Source organism: Paenibacillus sp. USHLN196 (assembly GCF_037144955.1).
GTDB lineage: Bacteria > Bacillota > Bacilli > Paenibacillales > Paenibacillaceae > Paenibacillus > Paenibacillus xylanexedens_C.
In genome coordinates, this window is record NZ_JBBCYH010000015.1 from 138,506 (window position 1) to 157,096 (window position 18,591).

An 18,591-nucleotide genomic window follows, 5' to 3' on the forward strand; every position below is an offset into this window, starting at 1 on the left:
ACAAAAGCAGAAAAGGCATGCGCTTATGAGACTTTCCCATAAACGTCATGCCTTTTGTTGTATAAGCAAACTTTATCTAACCAAGCTCTGGCCAACCCTGAATGGTTACCGGCTCGCCGTCGGGATTATGTGTTGCAGCCGCATAGATCGGCAGTTCACCCTCGTGGAACAACCACAATTCATGCAAGGCCCGTGTACAACCAACGTACAACAGTTTTGCATCACCCGCATTCGGCAAATAATGCTTCTGGTCTACGTCTGCCACAATAACGGCATCAAACTCCAACCCTTTGGACAGATAGACTGGTAAAACGGAGTGTCCACCCGTGTACTGCTTTTTGCCACCATCGATCAGATTCAGATCCCAGCCTGCGGCCTGCAGTTCACGATGAAGTTCCTCTGCTTCATGCAGTGTACGGGTCAGAATGGAGACGGTTCGGTAGTCTTTGACCGTTAACACCTTCAAAGCCTCTTCAAGACTCGCTGTTCGCCCTTCGTCTCCATAAGCTAATGTTCGAACCGGATCACCGCTCCGGAAAACAGGTATCGCCGTAATCCCGCTCTTGACGCCACGTTCCAGAATCGTGTTCGCATAGTCGATAATTTCCATCGTCGAACGATAGCTTCGGGTCAATGCAAAGTATGCATTCTGTTCCTCAGGAAATAGAGAACTCATCTCTTCCCACGCATGAACACCACGGTACTCATGAATGCCTTGGGACAAGTCACCCAGTATGGTGAAGGAATGTCCTTTGACGAACTGATCCAATAACGCCACATGGAATGGTGAAAAGTCCTGCGCTTCATCGATCACGACATGATCGAACCGCTCCGAACCCTCAATATCATGAACCAGTGTATGAATGTATACCAATGCAGGCAGATCCTCTTCACGGACGATATCCTGCTTCAGATCTGCTGCCGTTTGTTTCATGACAAGTTTTGGAATAAGCCCGCTGAGTGACGCAGGCACAGACCCACCCTTTGCAGCTTTGAACAGCTGTTTGTATAATGTAAGCGGCTCATATTGCGGCCATTTCTTGGCATAAGCTTTCTCACGAGTAGATGCTTTTTTCTTGCGTTCTTTGCGCACAGCTTCTGGCATCGGTTTCTTAAGTTCCATCTCAATCCAGCGGTGAACCCGCGCCATGACCCGTTCTTTGCGTTTGGCTAGTGGATAATGCTTATATTCCTGACCGAACCAGTTCTCGATCTCCGTCTTGCTGAGCACCTTACCATCCCATGGACTGAAGTCCATATCCGGTACGGAATCTGCTTCCATCCCCGACAGCCACTCTCGAATAAGCTCCATGAAGCGGATGGATCCTTTGTAACGTCCAGGTACATCATCATTCAATTCAGGTCGTGCATCAGGTGTTTCAAACCAGGTATTCAATGTCTCCGACGTATCCGCGAGTGGCATCTCCAGTCCCAGCAGGTTCATTGCCCAATCCGGGAATGTCCGCTGCTGAATGTCCCCTACTCCGAGTTCCGGGAGCACATCCGAGATGTAATCCAGAAACATGTGGTTGGGTGCAAAAATAACCATTTTCTCCGCAGATACCTGCTCCTTATACTGATACAGCAAAAAGGCAAGCCGATGCAGGGCAACCGTTGTTTTCCCGGATCCGGCCACACCCTGAATGATCAATGCGGTGTTTCGCGCCGCACGAATGATCAGATCCTGCTCCGCCTGAATGGTAGATACGATGTCACGGAGTTTGTTGTCCTTGTTCTCTCCCAGACGATAGACGAGAAATTCATCGGATACCGCTGGCTGGTCGCTGTCACGGTTATATGTATCCGCCACACGTTCCAATATCCGCTGCCGAATGACAACGTTTCGTTTCAGATATACGAGACCTTCAATAAGCCCTTCTGGGGCTTCATACGTAGCGGAGGCTTCGCCTCCCGTAAATGAGTAAAACAGGCTTGCGACAGGAGCACGCCAATCGATGACGAGCGGATGCTCTCCCACCTCTTCGCGGTCTACACCGATTTTGCCAATATACAGCGGTTTCCGTGCACCACTGCCCTGTTCTTCGAAATCCAAGCGTCCGAAATAGGGTTGCTGCGCGCTCTTGGACAAGGCGGTGCGGCGCTCTTCGCGTCCAGCTTCCAGCACTTGTTCTGTGAAGTCGTGGCCGGTATACACCGGAATGTTCTGCAGCCGTTCCAGCTGACTGTCCACTTCCTCCATCGTTCGCTCTAACCTGTACTCTTCTTCTTGATAGGCACTTTGAAAGCTGTCTGACATGTTTCAGTTACCTCCTAAGAATATGTTTGCTCTGCATCGCCCTGGCAATACAAAAGGATACTTACTATATCACATAGGGCAATTGAAAGCCACATCCGTTTTGTAGGCTTACTTTTGTAAGGCATGAAGCTTATCTGAATTGATAATTAATGATGGCACTGGCAAGCGCACAACAACCGAACAAAATAAACCACCAGGCCCACTTGTTTCTGGCCTGTCTGCGCCTGCTGTTCAATGCGCCGTAAATCCCGATTAGCAGTACGATGGTGGAAAAACTAATTCCTACGATCCAACCAGCCATTATATCTGCCCCCTTTGTTTTCAGTAAACACGATTAGTCTCACTTTTCCTGGCTTTTAGAAGAAAAGCTCCCCCTCTAATATCTATTTTGAATTCACTTTTTCCGATTTTGTGTATTAAATAGTTGCTGTCTCCATGAAGGGGAGTCAAATCAAAATCACTTTTTAATATTCCCGATCTTTTTTTAAGCAAAATTTCGAAACCTTCGTTATCCGGAATAGAAACCACTACTTTTGCTCCTGTGGAAACGGAATGCAGGCTCTCCGGCATCTTGAGACAATCCAGGTTCAATCCTCTGCCTGTAGTTGTATATTGCAAGTGACGGAATTCCCCCGTAATATCGATCTTGGCTGAAGTGGACTGGAGAATGAGTCTATCTGCACTAAGATGTTGTCCTTTTACTACGGATGCTACTGCGTGCAGTTCAAGCTCCTCCATCCTTCCTGCTAGATCTACATGACCTGAGGTGATATTGCATCGACAGCGATTGGCCTGAAACGGATTCAACTGGAGTTGTCCTCCCGTAGAGTTTAAAAAAATAGTATCAAAAACCCGAGCTGGTAGATGAATCTTCAATGCTGTTTGACCTACGTTTAACCCGATGAGTCCTCCCCTTTTTCTTCCGTCCACAATGCTTAAGGTATCCCCTCGTATGTTAACTTGCATCAGTCTTCGCTTGGAAAACCACGCATCCGTATATTGCATGACGTGGATCAGTTCATCTACACTCGGAAGAACTCTGATATCTCCTGACAACCAATTTAGCTGTATATCACAAATGGATTGATCAATGTCTATGCTCTTGCATATGGCAAGCTCGCTACTTTTCAACATCTTTTTCCTCTCCATTTCAAACAAACATGTGTATTTTTATTCGGCCTCCGCATACCCTCCCGTGCTGGCATGCCGATTCGTAATCCGTTGAATGAGCTGTTCACTTACGATATCCGCGCCCAAGAGCTTCATCATGTGCTGTAGAAACTTGAGTCTCTCCAATGTCTGTTCCTGATCTCGGCCAAAAAGAAGGGGGTTAATCCAAATGTTGACGAGCAACATGAATATTTCTGCACATTCCAAAGGAAATTCGACCGAAATAGATCCATCTTTCATACCCTGTTCCATGATACTGGCAATAATTCGTGCATCCTTCAGAACACCTTTTCTGATCCCGCCAAGAACAAACTGCGGATTCTTGATCTGTGTGCTAAGAACCTGATCAATCGAATTGGACTGGATTCCAGGATCAACAATGATATTTTCCAAAATGCTGATGAGCTTCTGTCTGGCATTCGGAGCATGCGTGTTCTGGATGAGTTCCATGAACATATCCTCAGCCCGCCCAAGCTCCTTCTCCATCACTGCACTAAGAATATCCTCCTTGGACTTGAAATGATGATATATCGCACCTTTGGACATACCTAATTCATCTATAATGTCCTGAATACTCGTCTTTTCATATCCTTTTTCGGTAAACATTTGAGTTGAGACTGCCAGAATCAGGTCCAGTGTCTGCTCGGGGTATTTATTTCTAGCCATAAAATCCTCCTTATACATACCAACGGTCGGTATCTATAATATAGAGTATGTTGGTCTTATTGTAAATATTATGAATTTAACAGAACGAGAAAAAGGATCTCCGTTGAAATACCTCATGGGTATAACGGAGACCCTGCATTAATGGGAATTACTCTTCGTTTTGCACTCTAGCTGCATTGCCTTCCTGTGCCACAAACTGCTTCTGTGCTAATTCACGGTATACCGGATGATTACTAATTAATTCCGCATGTGTTCCCGTTCCGGTAACGTGTCCATGCTCCAGTACAACAATCTGATCGGAATCCACCACAGTGGACAATCGATGTGCAATGACAATCGTTGTTCTGCCCTCCATCAGATTGGACAAAGCCTGTTGTACTTCATACTCCGAGGTGCTATCCAGACTGGATGTCGCTTCATCCAACATGAGAATATCCGGACTGCGCAATAAGGCACGAGCAATAGCAATCCGCTGACGTTGGCCCCCGGATAACTTGATCCCTCTCTCGCCCACTTCCGTGTCATAACCCTGTGGCAGTTTGTCGATGAAGTCGGCAGAATAGGCCATCTCAGCAGCTCGCTGGATCTCATCCATCGTGACCTCACGGTTCAATCCATATGTGATGTTGTCTTTGATCGTACCCGCCATAAGCGGACTTTCCTGAGAGACATACCCGATCTTGCTGCGCCAGGAGGCCAAAGAATAATCCGTTATCGCTTGTCCACCATACGAAATGTGGCCTGAATCCGGCATATAGAACTGCTCCATCAAGGAGAACAATGTTGATTTCCCGCTACCGCTTGGACCTACAATCGCAGTCACTTTGCGTGTGGGAACCGTCAGATTGATACCGTGCAACACTTCTTCTCCTGTGACATAGGAAAAGTGTACATCATGGAATGCAATCGTCTCATTTCCTTTTGGAGCTACCTTGGTGCTATCATGAGGTTCTTCCTCATCGGCAAGAATAGCTTGTATGCGCTCCGTAGCACCAACTACTTTCTGTAAACGGGAGTATAGAGTCGTGAATTGTCCCATTGGCATAATGACCTGGAACAACAGCAAAATGAACGCAACCAGTTCACCAGGCGACAGCAGTCCAGACGCTACACGCATTCCCCCCACACCCAGAATAACGACCAGTACGGCAGTCATGACAAATGTAAACAAGGGACCAATCAGCGCGAGGATACGTGCCTCCTGCAAGCCAAAAGCAAACATTTTACGAATCCGGGAATCTCCCGCTTCCACTTCCTGTTTCTCCGTACCGTAGGCTTTGACTAATCGGATTTCGCCAATAACCTGACTGAGCACTGACGTAAGACCCGCCATCTCATCCTGTTGTTTCTTGGAGATCTTGTACATTTTCTTACCCACCGGCAACAGAATCAACAGCGTAAGTGGCACCAGACTCAGAATAATGAGCGACATCACCCAATCCAAATAGAACAGTAACGCCACACCACCCACAACGGCAACGATGTTGGACACAAAGGAAACCAGATAGTCTGCGATCAATGTCATGATCTGGCTTGTATCATTCGTAATTCGGCTCATGGTATCGCCAGTGCGATTGCGATCGAAATATGGCATTCGCAGCGACAATACCTTGTTCCACAGCTTGGTGCGTAGCGTTGCGACCACGCGTTGTCCAGCGTAATTTAACATATAAATGCTAATGCCCGAGGCAATCGCCTGAATCACAAATGCCCCAAGCAACAATAAAATCACAGATTTGTTCAATGCCGAAGTGGTAAGCCCATCAATCAGACCTTTGGTCATCAATGGCACGATCAGTCCGGCTGTTGTTTGAATTAAAGTTAAGATGAGGGCCAGAATCAGGATCAGTTTTGGCGGGTTCGTGGAAGCGATAAGCTTGACGAAATCCTTAAACCCCTTTTTTCCTACCTTCGGTTCATTCTGCCCTGCTTGTTGCTGCTCTTCCATTCCCGTTCCTCCCGTTCTCCACATCTGCTCACCAGAGATCATACGTATGAATTTACATGACGTTGCCTTTTCTTATTACAAAACGCCATGCAACACAAAATTGGCTAAAAAGAGGATGGAAATGCCATACATGACCACAGGCACCTGTTTACCTTGACCTGCTGCCAGCTTCGCTAATGGATAGGCAATAAATCCAAACGCCATACCGTCCACGATGCTATATGTAAATGGAATCATGACCATGATCAGAAATGCCGGGAACGCCTCTGTAAAGTCACCAAAATCCATATCTTTCACACCTTGCACCATCAGGCCACCAATAATGATCAAAATGGGAGCAATTGCACTGTCCGGAATGTAACCGAGCAGCGGGATGAAGAAAAAAGTAGCCCCGAATAACACGGCTGTAACAAGCGGAGTCAAACCTGTGCGACCGCCTGCGGCAATTCCGGCTGTAGTCTCGGCTGCAGCAACTGGAGGACTACTTCCGAATATACCTGCCAGCACGGTACTAATCGATAGGGCACGCAGACTTCCTTTGAACCGCTCCGGACGACCAATCATCTGTGTCTGAGCGGTAATTAATCCGATATTTTCGAACACCACAATCAGCAGTAGCAGGAATACCGCAATCCAAAACGCGACATCAGCCAGCTTCATCAAAGATAATTCGCCAAACAACCCACCGTATTGACGCAGCGCATCCATCGCTGATACGGATTCACCCGGGTTCACTGCTCCAAGTACATAGGCAAGGCCTGTCCCGACCAGAATACTGATGAGAAGTCCACCCTGTACATTCCGTATAAATAAAATCAAGGCAAGCACCAGCGTAACGCAGGCTGTAATGACATTCGGATCATTGAAGTGCCCAATCGCGACAAACGTAGTCTGATGTGCGATGACAATTCCACTTTTTTGCAAACCAATGAATGTGAGGAACAATCCAATCCCCACCGTAATCCCGTGCTGCAGATTTTTTGGAATCGCTTCGCTGATCATTTTGTATAGTGACGTAAACGCAACAATGGCAAACAGTATACCTGTAACGGTTACCACGGCCAGCGCTTCTTGCCAGCTTAATTTCATCGAGTGTACAAGTGTATAAGTGAAAAATGCATTAATCCCCATTCCAGGCACAACAATAATCGGTGATTTCCCGCCAAATGCCATGAGCAAACAACCTGCAATGGACGTCAGCAGGGTTCCAACCATGGCCGCCTGCAAGGGCATTCCGGCATCGGAAAGAATTGTAGCATTGACCATAACGATATAGACCACGGCAAAATAGGAAATGGCTCCCGCCACAACCTCCTTTTTCCACTGGTCTCCTGGCTCCATGCCAAGACGTTTGGTCATCCATCCGTGTTTCATTTCGTTCTATTCCCCTCTCTCAAGCTGCAAATTCTTTATGTATGTATCATCATTTCGCGCAGCAGTGAATATCATACACGGTTTTGACTTTGAAGTACATGACGTAACTCTGACATTTATCTAGAGGTGCAGTTCAGCTATCATAGACGATTGACGTCCCATCCGCTCTTCTCTTCTCTTGCGAAGTATGATACACAAAAAAGCGCAGATGCCTTATCAGCATCCACGCTTCTTCAGTTGGCAGCAAGTTACTGCTGCTTGTTCTCTGCAATTTCTAACAAATCCTTAACGGCAACACTGACCATAATCAGTCCGGCTACCGGAGGTACGAATGCGTTACTCGCAGGTGGCTGTTTAGCCTTGCGAATTTCCGGTGCATTCTCGGGAACGATTTTCTCTGTAACATCAGCACGCGGTTTCATCGGCTTTTCAGTCGAGAAAACCACTTTCACGCCTTTTTTGATGCCGTCTTTACGAAGTGTGGTACGCACAACACGGGCAATCGGGTCCATGGTCGTTTTCGAAATATCTGCAACCTGGAATTTCGTCGGGTCCATTTTATTCGCCGCACCCATACTGGAAATCATCGGAATTTTACGTTTCAGGCACTCTTTAATGAGATGGATTTTGTAGATAATCGTGTCGGATGCATCCAGCACATAATCCAGTTCATATTTGAACAATTCCTCATACGTTTCTTCCGTGTAAAACATATTCAGGGCAATCGCATCACATTCCGGATTGATCAGTTTCACACGTTCCACCATCAGATCCGCTTTTTTCTGCCCTACAGTCGTGGTCAGAGCATGAATCTGGCGGTTAATGTTGGTGATGTCCACTACGTCTTTATCAATCAGGATGATGCGACCTACACCGCTACGGGCAAGGGCTTCTACAGCAATACCACCTACACCGCCAATACCGAGCACGGCTACTGTACTATTCTTCAATGTGTTCAGACCTTCAGGTCCGATCGCAAGTTCTGTTCTTGAAAATTGATGGAGCATTGAGAATCGATGCCTCCTTATTTCTTTTCCGCTACCGGTTTACGGGCTACACGGATGTGAAGTTGTTCCAATTGAGAATCATCTACTTCAGAAGGTGCATTCATGAGCAGATCCGTTGCACTTGCCGTTTTCGGGAAGGCAATCGTTTCACGCAGATTCGTGCGACCCGCCAGCAACATCACAAGACGGTCCAGACCAAAGGCAATACCACCATGCGGTGGAGTTCCATATTCGAATGCTTCCAGCAGATAACCGAATTTCTCATTCGCTACTTCTGGTGAGAGTCCAAGGGCAGCAAACATTTTCTCTTGAACATCACGTTTGTAGATACGCATCGAACCGCCACCTACTTCATAACCATTCAGAACAAGGTCATAGGCTTGAGCGCGGATTGCACCCGGATCTGTGTCGAACAGATGTACATCTTCGTCTTTTGGACGTGTGAACGGATGGTGTTCTGCCACATAACGCTTGGCATCTTCATCATATCCGAGGAGTGGGAAGTCCACAACCCAAGCAAATTTGAATTTGCTGTCATCAATCAATCCGAGTTGACGGCCGATTTTCAGACGCAATGCGCCCAGAACGTCAGCAACCACTTTTTTGGTGTCTGCGGAGAAGAGCAACAAGTCGCCATCTTCAGCACCAGTACGTTCTTTCACAGCTTCGATCTCTTCAGGCGTGAAGAACTTCACGATTGGCCCTTTGAATTCGCCGTCTTTCACTTGAATCCAAGCCAGACCTTTCGCACCGTAACGTGCAGCAAATGGTCCGAGATCATCGATCTCTTTACGGCTCCATGTGCCACAGCCTTTGGCGTTCAGCACTTTCACTTCTCCACCCTTTTCGATGACAGAAGCAAATACTTTCACACCACTGTTGGCTACGATATCGTTCATTTCAACCAGTTCCATACCAAAGCGCAGATCTGGTTTGTCTGAACCGTATTTACCCATTGCATCTGCATACGTAATCCGTTGGAAAGGCAGTTCCAGCTCAACGCCTTTGGTTTCACGCAGCAATTTGGCCATCAGCTCTTCCATCATTGGCAGCAGATCATCCTGTTGCAAGAAAGAAGTCTCGATGTCGACTTGAGTGAATTCTGGTTGACGGTCTGCACGCAGATCCTCATCCCGGAAACAACGAGCGATCTGATAATAACGCTCAACGCCACCCACCATCAGCAATTGTTTGTAGATTTGCGGGGATTGTGGCAAGGCGAAGAATTCACCTTCATGCACACGGCTCGGTACGAGATAATCACGTGCACCTTCCGGGGAGCTCTTGGTCAGAATTGGTGTTTCCACTTCAACGAATTCTTCTCCATCCAGGTAGTCACGGAACACTTTGGACGCTTTGGAACGCAGTTTCAGTGTTTCGAACATCTCCGGACGACGCAGGTCCAGGTAACGATATTTCAAACGAAGGGATTCGTCGACTTCAACACCATCTTCAATAAAGAATGGAGGTGTTTTTGCCGCGTTCAGCACTTCGATTTCTGTAATTTGAACTTCAATTTCGCCTGTAGGCAGGTTTTTGTTAACTGTTTCTGCATCACGTTTAACAACTTTACCCGTTACAGCGATAACATACTCGCTACGTACGCGATCTGCGATTTGCAGAGCTTCACCGGAATAAGCCGGGTTAAAGACAACTTGTACAATCCCGCTGCGATCACGCAGGTCGATGAAGAGTACGCCCCCCAAGTCACGGCGGGTCTGAACCCAACCGTTCAATGTTACTGTTTCACCGATGTGTGCGGGTGTTAATGCGCCGCAATGATGACTTCTTTTCATAACCAAACTCCTCATTATGTGAATTTCCGTTCTGTGTGGACAGTTAGTTGCCTGCCCCTCAACAGTCCGGTTACGTGTAGACCATGTATTCGAAAAGGCAAGTTACCTCTGGCCCATCAGCTCCCGATTAGTCGAAAGCGTCGGAACCTCAGTAATGTTGCCGGATCAATTGCTTTACTTGAATGTTTAAGACTTAATGTATCACTTCGTGCTTATTTACTTTCGCGTATAGCCGCTACCAGATCATCCAGCTTCACGGTTTGTTGTTCACCTGTATCCATCGACTTGAGGGCAATCTCACCACGCTCCAGCTCGTCATCACCAAGGATGGCAGTATAGCGGGATTTGAAACGGTCAGCTGATTTCATCTGTGCTTTCATCTTGCGGCCCAGATAATCACGTTCCCCAGACAGTCCAGACTGACGAAGTTTGAACAACAGACGGTTCACTTCACGATCAGCTGCCTCTCCCAGAGCAACAAAATACACATCCAGTGGAGCCAGCGTAGTAACCTCAATGTTTTGGTGCTCCAGAATCAGTTGAATGCGCTCCAGACCAATACCGAAGCCGATGCCAGGCTGATCAGGTCCGCCGATATCTCCAACCAGACCATTGTACCGACCGCCGCCGCCAACCGTATCGATTGCTCCAATACCTTGGGCTTTTAATTCAAACGCAGTCAGTGTGTAGTAATCCAAGCCCCGCACCAGACGATTGTTCACAGCATAATCCACACCGAAATCATCCAGGTATGCCTGTAGTTTGGCAAAGTGATTCAAAGACTCTTCATCCAGGCTATCCAGTATGGACGGTGCCCCTACGAATTTGTCCTGATCGACTTTGCAGTCGAGTACACGCAGTGGATTGCGCTCCATGCGGGACTGGCAGTCCTTGCACAGGCTGTCTTTCATCGGTCTAAGGAATCCAAGTAACGTCTCGCGATATTCTGCACGGCTAGTCGAGTTACCAACAGAGTTGATCTCCACTTTGACATCCTTCAAGCCGAGCTCTACGCACAACTGGTAGCCCAGTGCGATCACTTCCGCATCAATCGCCGGGTCCAGCGCACCGATGGCTTCTACACCAAACTGGTGGAACTGACGCTGACGACCTGCCTGCGGACGCTCATACCGGAACATCGGACCGATGTAATAGAGCTTGCTCACATCCGGTTCGCCGTAGATTTTGTTCTCTACATACGCACGGACAACACCTGCTGTTCCCTCCGGACGAAGAGTCATGCTGCGATTGCCTTTGTCGTCAAAGGTATACATTTCTTTCTCAACGATATCGGTAGTCTCTCCTACACCGCGTACAAATAAAGAAGTCTGTTCGAAGATCGGTGTACGAATCTCACGGTAATTAAACCGTCGACACAGATCTCGTGCTTTTTCTTCTACGTACTGCCATTTCTCGACAACTCCAGGCAGTAAGTCCTGCGTTCCAGTCGGTTTTTGAAAAGCCATCTTGATCCCTCCAGCATTGATTTTTCTCTAAAAGTTAAAAATTCTACACGTGATCACTGCGCGGGCAGAACATACAATCGCTGTTATCCCCAGATTTTTTAAATTAATTTTACAATGTGGAAATCCGGTGATAGCATATGCTTCCGAAGTAGCTTTCTTTCAGAAAGCTTTTAGGCGAATGCTTCGCTTTTACAGGTTTTTTCTGCCCTCTCCGTTTTCGTATATTTCTTTTAAATCAACTTATATAACAAAAAAATCCCTCGCCCTGTCGCTGTATACAGCAAACAAAGGGACGAGAGATTGTGTAATATACATTCACCCGTGGTACCACCCACATTCCGGAACCCTGACACTTTAGCCGTTCAGGTTCTTCTGATGATCAGGATTGCCAAACTCCCCTGGATCAAGCAGATATTCCGCTCTACGTGTAACGCACGTCCTGCGCAGGCCAGCTACTGTCAACAGATCAAGTCTGCTGTGTTCGCTGTCTGTTCTCGGGGAAGTCATTCGTCCGCTCATCAAGAGAATCCTTACAGCCTGGGGATTCCTCTCTGGTCATGTGGGCACGGAGTACTTGGTCCCGTCATCAAATCAATAATATAGTTCAAGAAACGACTTTAATTGACTATAGTCAACGTATTATTTTCTGATTGTAATGAACCGCAGTACTAAAGTCAAGGGTTAACACGAAAAGACAGCACAAAAAAATTACCCATAACGCTTTACGGAATGAATAGTCTACAGAAATCACTGCTAATAGAAGTTGGATTTCTCCAATGAATCCCAACCTCCATAGCTTCATAACTCTATTGTTTCAGCATCCACTTCAGCAAATCCGGCGCGCTTGCCCATAGACGGGAGTGCATAATGACATATTCAATCGCTTCGTTGGAATCGCCCATTCCGACAAAATCAGGGAGATTATGCGGGAGCCTCTTCAGACCCAGCAGGTAATCAGGCACATGTTTGTTCACATCCCGAGCCGCACGGTACAGCATGTTGAGCTGGGAGGTGATTCCGTTTTTCTTATACTCCAGAATGATCTTGTCATAGGCAAAGGCCGTTGCGGCGTCACCTCTTCCATACTCCTCCAGCAATTGCTCTGCCTGATCCAATTGGTTACTGTACAAATATACAGCACCGAGCAGGTAACGTGCTCCGGTATTGTCTTCCTTATTAAGCTCTAGAATATGCTCCAGGGTTTGTGCCGCTTCTTTGGCATCTCCGCCAAACCAGCAGGAGTCGGCGTAGCTTTTGCATATCCGGATATAGGGACGCGTCTCATGAAGCCCCCAGAAGTCCCCTTTGTTCTCCTCAAAGAACAGTTCGCCCAGTTCACGTTTGCCAGCAGCGATTCCTTCCTTGAGGTAAGATCGTGCATCATTCTCATTGTCCGATTCCTCAGCCAAAATGAGATACGCATCAGAACTGTCAGGATACATCTCCAGCGCTGTTTCCGCCAACTGTACTCTCCGTTTGGAAGAACTGGCTTCCCTCGCCTTATCTAGCAGAGCCTGTGCTTTGTCCTTTGATGTGGCTGGACTGTTCAGTATCAATAACTCGTCCGTTTCGCTGCCCATGCCGTAGTCTTCGATGTAATTGAACATCTCCTTAACCTTCCGGGAGATTGTGCCAGTCGTTACCTCATATTTATCAGCCAGCTCAGGCTTTGAGACATTGAATCCGTATTCCTCGGACAGCAAATACTCAATTGCCGCACAGAACGAGCCTGTCTTCTTCACAGTTGGGCTGGTCTGACGGGAATAGCCGTTCCATAACATCAGAGCTTCCAAAATCAGCTCCGGCTCGTATTGGCCCTTCATGTTCTCAATAAGCTGCAGGGCCAGCTGTTCGTGAGTCGGATGCTCCCATTTCAGTTCGCTCGCCACCATCTTGTTCAGCTTGGTCAAGGTCAGCTTGCTCTCAGGCTGAATGGAGGCTTCCCGGACCGGTTGTTCCGTCGATATCAGCCCCAGTATGGATTCTACCGCAGAGGGCTCCTTGTTCAGACAACATTTCTTATATTTTTTCCCACTTCCGCATGGGCATAGATCATTTCTTCCAACCTTACTCAAAACTAATTCCCCCTTAAATCTGTCACCAGCCATTCGAATGAGGACACTGTTGCTATAGTATGAAGGTGTCATTTCTCAAACGAGGCATTCTATATAACTTACAATTGTTCTTGAACCTACTGATGTTTATGAATAAAATCGGCTTAAATTATTCAAAATCCATTTCTCTATTCTAGCAAAAATTTATATAAAGGGGTAAACTTCACTTCATTTCCCCCAAAACATATACATTCTCATCCCAAAAAAAATAGCCTGCACACGGTGTGCAGGCTCAAAGGATATATAAAAAAAGGGGGTCATGTGTGTTATTATAAGCCCACTATGTTAAAGGCTTGTGTAACTAATATTACAGTAATATTACAAAAATGATAGCGCTTTATAATTATGTTTTTTTAATATACCTCATGATTAAAAAGCCCTTGCACATCGCTCGACTCTAGTCAAGCAGTGCAAGGGCCAAGAAGTATCTACACGTTAATTCAACTCTTCCACATAGGCATGGTTGGAACGAAGCTTATGAACAATCTCGTCATAGTCCTCATCCCTTACTTTGGCAGACAGAACATAATGCAGATCATCATAATCGGCCGAGGACACGTCCGCAGCATCCAGCATGTCACCATCCTCATTCACCCTGTCACGAGAATCCCGTTCTGCATCACGGTCCACATTGGCTACCACTGGGATCACATTTTCGCTGGCAGGAACACCTGGGGCCGCACCCACACCCATTGCCCCGTTGGTGCCTACACCACCTGCTGTATTATATGGCACCAATGGTACCATCACACGCGTGTCTCTACCTACGGCACTGTCGAGTTGACCTACTTCCAAATGCTCTGTACGGAACGTCTGAAGAGATGTTCTTGCACCTTCTGCCTCGTCTTCGGTTCGAAAATACGCCTGAATATGTTTTGTCATGTCAAACCCTCCTTTTTCGGAATAAAATGCAACGCGAACTCTGTGAGCTTCACGATGTAACGTAGTAAGATACATCCATGTATGTGAGTTAAACTTGGTTAAGTTAAATAACTTTTAACAGTTCACGCACAAACGCAGGCTCATCTTCAGGCGTTCGGGATGTAATATAATTTCCATCCACTACAGCCTCATGATCTTTGAACTCTGCTCCAGCGTTCACCATGTCATCTTTAAGTGGCGGATAGGAAGTAATGGTTCGTCCTTTCAACAGATCGGCACTCGCCAGAATCTGAGGACCGTGACAGATCGCTGCGATTGGTTTCTTCGCACTGTTGATCTCGGTAACGAACTTCAGAATGTTTGCATCACTCCGCAAATTCTCAGGAGAAGATCCACCAGGAATCACGACTGCATCATAATCTGAAGAGGATACATCAGCGATCGCCTTATCTGTAGTATAGGAGGCCTTTCCTCCCTTACCTTTAAGGGTCTCACCGGCTTTTAATCCGATAATCTCCACTTCGTGACCAGCTTTCTTCACTTCGTCATACGGAACTTGCATCTCCGAATCTTCAAAGTCATTCGCCAATAAAAAAGCAACTTTACTCATAACGTATGTTCTCCTTTCCGTGTTCGAACTTTCTTTAGGAAACGGGTCTTGCAGTACATTGGCACTTCGTTGTGCCTCATTTTGTTATTACCCTCACCAGAGCAATTTATAACAACTCCATTTGTATTCATTGTTACTAATTGCAAAAGTTAAGGCTAGAAAACAATTAGTACACAACAAAAAGCCCTGATTCGATAATGAACCAGGACTTTTTTATATCTGTGTAAACATTCAAGATCGCGGAAGATGATTTTGCTTCCCTTTGTCCGAATCCTGAAGTGCCCAGATCGTTGCAACACATTCAGCAGCCGCACGGGCAAGGTGTAATGATTCATGCAGGCTTCCAGGGTATACCAAAGGTTCCGTACGCGTACGTGTTTCTTTCGCAGATTGGCGCATAATAGGGTGGATACTCCTTTGATTAATAAGTAGTCATCAACGAATTATCCTTATTATGGCCTGAACTCCATGATATTATGCACGCGGTTCCTGACGAACCGGACTTTCAAGCATCAAAGTCACTGGTCCCCAGTTGGTAAACGTTACATCCATCATCGCTCCGAAACGGCCGGTTTCAACCCGAATACCTTTCTCACGCAACAGTTGATTAAACGTTTCATACAACAGTTCTGCCGCTTCGGGTCGGGCCGCAGCCGCAAAGCTCGGACGTTTCCCTTTACGACAATCGCCGTACAGGGTGAACTGGGAAACAGACAGTACAGCACCGCCTACATCAAGCAGACTGAGGTTCATTTTCTCCTGCTCATCCTCAAAAATCCGTAACCCACTAATTTTGTCAGCCAGATACTGAGCATCCTTCTCGGTGTCCTCGTGGGTAATGCCCACGAGCAACATTAATCCCGATTCAATCTTGCCCGTCAGCTCGTCTCCCACGGTAACCTTAGCCTCTTTACAGCGTTGTACAAGCACCCTCATGTTACAGGCTCCTTACTGCATAATCCGATGCACCGAATAGACATCTTTCACCCGTTTAATCCGTTCTACTACGGATTGCAGATGATCCGTATTACGAATCAGAATGGTCACGTGCACCAATGCTAATTTATTTTTATCTGTCCGTCCCGTGACGGCAGAAATATTTGTTTTACTTTCAGAAACAGCCTGAAGCACCTCATTGAGCAGCCCATTGCGATCATGACCTGTAATCTCAATATCAACACTGTAGTTGGCTTCAATATTCTCTTCCCACTCGACCTCGATAACACGAGCTGCTTCTTCTCCATCTGCACTTGATGGGATATTCGGACAGTCACTCCGGTGAACTGAAACGCCACGTCCCCGTGTAACATAACCGATGATATCATCCCCAGGTACAGGATTACAGCACCGTGCAAAACGAACAAGCAAGTTATCAATGCCTTTGACACGTATGCCATTGGTTGGACGATTTTTGCGTTCAGGGGCAGGTTTAAGCTCGCGCATCTCGGAATTTAATTCCAGCAAACTGGACTCTTCCTGCTCTTTGCGCAATTTCTCGGTTGCTTTGGTCACGATCTGTGCAGCGGTAATTCCACCGAATCCAACAGCCGCAAGCATGTCATCAATATCGTTAAACGCATATTTTTTGGCAGCTTCCATCAACTTGTCATCCGTCATCCACGCAGAAGGATCAAGTCCCATACGTTTCAGTTCACGCTCACAGCTCTCCCGACCTTTTTCAACGTTTTCTTCACGGCGTTCCTTCTTGAACCATTGCTTGATCTTCGCTCGTGCATGAGAAGATTTCGCAATTTTCATCCAGTCCTGGCTCGGTCCGTAAGAATGTTTGGACGTCAAAATTTCGATGATATCACCTGTCTTCAGATGATAATCGAGCGGAACAATCCGACCGTTTACTTTGGCACCAATGGTCCGATTACCAACCTCTGTATGGATTCGATAAGCAAAATCCAAAGGAACAGAGCCGATTGGCAATTCGATGACTTCTCCTTTTGGCGTAAATACAAATACCAGATCCGAGAAGAAATCCATTTTGAGTGACTCTACGAATTCTGATGCATCCTGTGCTTCGTTTTGAAGTTCAAGAATTTCACGGAAGAACGTAATCTTATCTTCAAAATGATTTCCGTTCGCAGCGCCTTCTTTGTAGGCCCAGTGGGCAGCAATACCAAATTCAGCAGTCCGGTGCATATCCCATGTCCGGATCTGTACTTCCGTTGGTTCGCCATTGGGACCAACTACCGTTGTATGCAGCGATTGATACATATTCGCCTTCGGCATCGCAATGTAGTCTTTAAAGCGTCCAGGCATCGGTTTCCATAGCGTGTGTATAATTCCCAGGGTAGCATAACAATCCTTGATATTATCCACAATAATACGGATGGCAAGCAGATCATAAATTTCGTTAAACTGCTTGTTTTTGGTGGTCATTTTCTTGAACACGCTGTAGATATGTTTCGGGCGGCCCGAAAGGTCTGCCTGAATTCCCATCTCATCGAGCTTGTTCGTAATTCCATCCATAACCGTATCAATATATTGCTCACGTTCCGCACGTTTTTTGTGCATCAGGTTTGCAATTCGGTAATACTGCTGCGGATTCAAATAACGGAGGGCGATGTCCTCCATTTCCCATTTGATTGCAGAGATACCCAACCGGTTCGCAATCGGACAGAAAATCTCCAGCGTCTCATAAGAGATACGGCGCTGGCTTTCTTCCGACTGAAACTTGAGTGTCCGCATATTGTGCAGACGGTCGGCCAATTTAATCACGATGACACGGATGTCCTGCGCCATGGCGATGAACATTTTGCGGTAGTTCTCGTTCTGCTGTTCTTCCTTGGAGCGAAACTGAATACGTTCCAGCTTCGTCAAGCCGTCAACAAGCATGGCACACGTATTGCCGAAATGATTGCGGATCTCTTCAAGTGAAACCGTAGTATCCTCTACTACATCATGAAGAAGCGCTGCTATTATAGAGATGGTGTCCATCTGCATGTTCACAACAATGTCGGCAACCGCAAGCGGATGCAGAATATACGGTTCTCCCGATTTTCGCGTCTGTCCATGGTGGGCCTGATCAGCAAATTCGTAAGCTTCTCGTATGCGCACCAGATCGGGTTCTTTGATATATGCCCCGGCCTTCTCGAGTAATTGCTCTATGCCCATTCTGATCTGTTCCGTGTCCTTTCTATACCAAATGGAACCCGTGACAATGACTCAACACAGGTTCCCCGTAAAAGTAATTTCCTATAATTATGACGCTTCGCCCGTTTCCCGTCAACTACTGACGAATAAGAGTACTTATCCAATTTTTATATTGATGATCCGTATTACTTCTAAG

At 46.7% G+C, this 18,591-nt stretch carries 16 protein-coding genes; all 16 read right to left on the reverse strand.

Features of this window, described 5'->3' with window-relative positions; all coding sequences use genetic code 11:
* Nucleotides 1-76 precede the first annotated feature (76 nt).
* Nucleotides 77-2,257, reverse strand: a complete 2,181-nt coding sequence (locus tag WFI24_RS28180) for a HelD family protein (RefSeq protein ID WP_336765240.1) — start codon at nucleotides 2,255-2,257, stop codon at nucleotides 77-79.
* 130 nt (nucleotides 2,258-2,387) lie between these two features.
* On the reverse strand, nucleotides 2,388-2,558 hold the full coding sequence (locus WFI24_RS28185; protein ID WP_336765241.1) for a hypothetical protein: 171 nt from the start codon (nucleotides 2,556-2,558) through the stop codon (nucleotides 2,388-2,390).
* Nucleotides 2,559-2,578: 20 nt separating this feature from the next.
* Nucleotides 2,579-3,406 carry a DUF4097 family beta strand repeat-containing protein gene (locus tag WFI24_RS28190; protein WP_336765290.1) on the reverse strand — a complete coding sequence of 276 codons (828 nt, stop codon included), beginning with the start codon at nucleotides 3,404-3,406 and terminating at the stop codon, nucleotides 2,579-2,581.
* 21 nt (nucleotides 3,407-3,427) lie between these two features.
* On the reverse strand, nucleotides 3,428-4,093 hold the full coding sequence (locus WFI24_RS28195; RefSeq protein ID WP_336765242.1) for a TetR/AcrR family transcriptional regulator: 666 nt from the start codon (nucleotides 4,091-4,093) through the stop codon (nucleotides 3,428-3,430).
* Between the two features lie 148 nt (nucleotides 4,094-4,241).
* Nucleotides 4,242-6,041: an ABC transporter ATP-binding protein gene (locus WFI24_RS28200; RefSeq protein ID WP_336765243.1), complete on the reverse strand. Its 1,800-nt coding sequence runs from the start codon at nucleotides 6,039-6,041 to the stop codon at nucleotides 4,242-4,244.
* 75 nt (nucleotides 6,042-6,116) lie between these two features.
* Nucleotides 6,117-7,415, reverse strand: a complete 1,299-nt coding sequence (locus WFI24_RS28205) for an NCS2 family permease (protein WP_336765244.1) — start codon at nucleotides 7,413-7,415, stop codon at nucleotides 6,117-6,119.
* A 248-nt stretch (nucleotides 7,416-7,663) separates the two neighbouring features.
* Complete coding sequence (locus tag WFI24_RS28210; RefSeq protein ID WP_336765245.1) at nucleotides 7,664-8,422, reverse strand: tRNA threonylcarbamoyladenosine dehydratase; 759 nt, start codon at nucleotides 8,420-8,422, stop codon at nucleotides 7,664-7,666.
* 17 nt (nucleotides 8,423-8,439) lie between these two features.
* Nucleotides 8,440-10,218, reverse strand: coding sequence for an aspartate--tRNA ligase (aspS, locus tag WFI24_RS28215; RefSeq protein ID WP_336765247.1), 1,779 nt, complete (start codon nucleotides 10,216-10,218; stop codon nucleotides 8,440-8,442).
* 212 nt (nucleotides 10,219-10,430) lie between these two features.
* Complete coding sequence (gene hisS, locus WFI24_RS28220) at nucleotides 10,431-11,684, reverse strand: histidine--tRNA ligase (protein WP_336765248.1); 1,254 nt, start codon at nucleotides 11,682-11,684, stop codon at nucleotides 10,431-10,433.
* A 354-nt stretch (nucleotides 11,685-12,038) separates the two neighbouring features.
* Nucleotides 12,039-12,203, reverse strand: a complete 165-nt coding sequence (locus tag WFI24_RS28225; protein ID WP_336765250.1) for a hypothetical protein — start codon at nucleotides 12,201-12,203, stop codon at nucleotides 12,039-12,041.
* Nucleotides 12,204-12,490: 287 nt separating this feature from the next.
* Nucleotides 12,491-13,759 (reverse strand): SEC-C metal-binding domain-containing protein, encoded by a 1,269-nt coding sequence (locus WFI24_RS28230; RefSeq protein WP_336765251.1) that lies wholly within the window; start codon nucleotides 13,757-13,759, stop codon nucleotides 12,491-12,493.
* A gap of 474 nt (nucleotides 13,760-14,233) precedes the next feature.
* On the reverse strand, nucleotides 14,234-14,680 hold the full coding sequence (locus tag WFI24_RS28235; RefSeq protein ID WP_145324014.1) for a hypothetical protein: 447 nt from the start codon (nucleotides 14,678-14,680) through the stop codon (nucleotides 14,234-14,236).
* Nucleotides 14,681-14,783: 103 nt separating this feature from the next.
* Nucleotides 14,784-15,290, reverse strand: coding sequence for a type 1 glutamine amidotransferase domain-containing protein (locus WFI24_RS28240; RefSeq protein WP_145324016.1), 507 nt, complete (start codon nucleotides 15,288-15,290; stop codon nucleotides 14,784-14,786).
* Nucleotides 15,291-15,521: 231 nt separating this feature from the next.
* Nucleotides 15,522-15,689: a hypothetical protein gene (locus tag WFI24_RS28245; RefSeq protein WP_336765253.1), complete on the reverse strand. Its 168-nt coding sequence runs from the start codon at nucleotides 15,687-15,689 to the stop codon at nucleotides 15,522-15,524.
* A gap of 75 nt (nucleotides 15,690-15,764) precedes the next feature.
* A complete protein-coding gene (gene dtd, locus WFI24_RS28250) occupies nucleotides 15,765-16,226 on the reverse strand; it encodes a D-aminoacyl-tRNA deacylase (RefSeq protein WP_336765255.1) in 462 nt (153 codons plus the stop codon).
* Nucleotides 16,227-16,238: 12 nt separating this feature from the next.
* On the reverse strand, nucleotides 16,239-18,416 hold the full coding sequence (locus WFI24_RS28255) for a RelA/SpoT family protein (protein ID WP_336765257.1): 2,178 nt from the start codon (nucleotides 18,414-18,416) through the stop codon (nucleotides 16,239-16,241).
* Nucleotides 18,417-18,591 lie beyond the last annotated feature (175 nt).

Bases quoted from the DNA above. Each gene is read 5' to 3' on its own strand.
- WFI24_RS28180 (WP_336765240.1), bottom strand. From the start codon at position 2,257: ATGTCAGACAGCTTTCAAAGTGCCTATCAAGAAGAAGAGTACAGGTTA.
- WFI24_RS28185 (WP_336765241.1), bottom strand. From the start codon at position 2,558: ATGGCTGGTTGGATCGTAGGAATTAGTTTTTCCACCATCGTACTGCTA.
- WFI24_RS28190 (WP_336765290.1), bottom strand. From the start codon at position 3,406: ATGGAGAGGAAAAAGATGTTGAAAAGTAGCGAGCTTGCCATATGCAAG.
- WFI24_RS28195 (WP_336765242.1), bottom strand. From the start codon at position 4,093: ATGGCTAGAAATAAATACCCCGAGCAGACACTGGACCTGATTCTGGCA.
- WFI24_RS28200 (WP_336765243.1), bottom strand. From the start codon at position 6,041: ATGGAAGAGCAGCAACAAGCAGGGCAGAATGAACCGAAGGTAGGAAAA.
- WFI24_RS28205 (WP_336765244.1), bottom strand. From the start codon at position 7,415: ATGAAACACGGATGGATGACCAAACGTCTTGGCATGGAGCCAGGAGAC.
- WFI24_RS28210 (WP_336765245.1), bottom strand. From the start codon at position 8,422: ATGCTCCATCAATTTTCAAGAACAGAACTTGCGATCGGACCTGAAGGT.
- aspS (WP_336765247.1), bottom strand. From the start codon at position 10,218: ATGAAAAGAAGTCATCATTGCGGCGCATTAACACCCGCACACATCGGT.
- hisS (WP_336765248.1), bottom strand. From the start codon at position 11,684: ATGGCTTTTCAAAAACCGACTGGAACGCAGGACTTACTGCCTGGAGTT.
- WFI24_RS28225 (WP_336765250.1), bottom strand. From the start codon at position 12,203: ATGAGCGGACGAATGACTTCCCCGAGAACAGACAGCGAACACAGCAGA.
- WFI24_RS28235 (WP_145324014.1), bottom strand. From the start codon at position 14,680: ATGACAAAACATATTCAGGCGTATTTTCGAACCGAAGACGAGGCAGAA.
- WFI24_RS28240 (WP_145324016.1), bottom strand. From the start codon at position 15,290: ATGAGTAAAGTTGCTTTTTTATTGGCGAATGACTTTGAAGATTCGGAG.
- WFI24_RS28245 (WP_336765253.1), bottom strand. From the start codon at position 15,689: ATGCGCCAATCTGCGAAAGAAACACGTACGCGTACGGAACCTTTGGTA.
- dtd (WP_336765255.1), bottom strand. From the start codon at position 16,226: ATGAGGGTGCTTGTACAACGCTGTAAAGAGGCTAAGGTTACCGTGGGA.
- WFI24_RS28255 (WP_336765257.1), bottom strand. From the start codon at position 18,416: ATGGGCATAGAGCAATTACTCGAGAAGGCCGGGGCATATATCAAAGAA.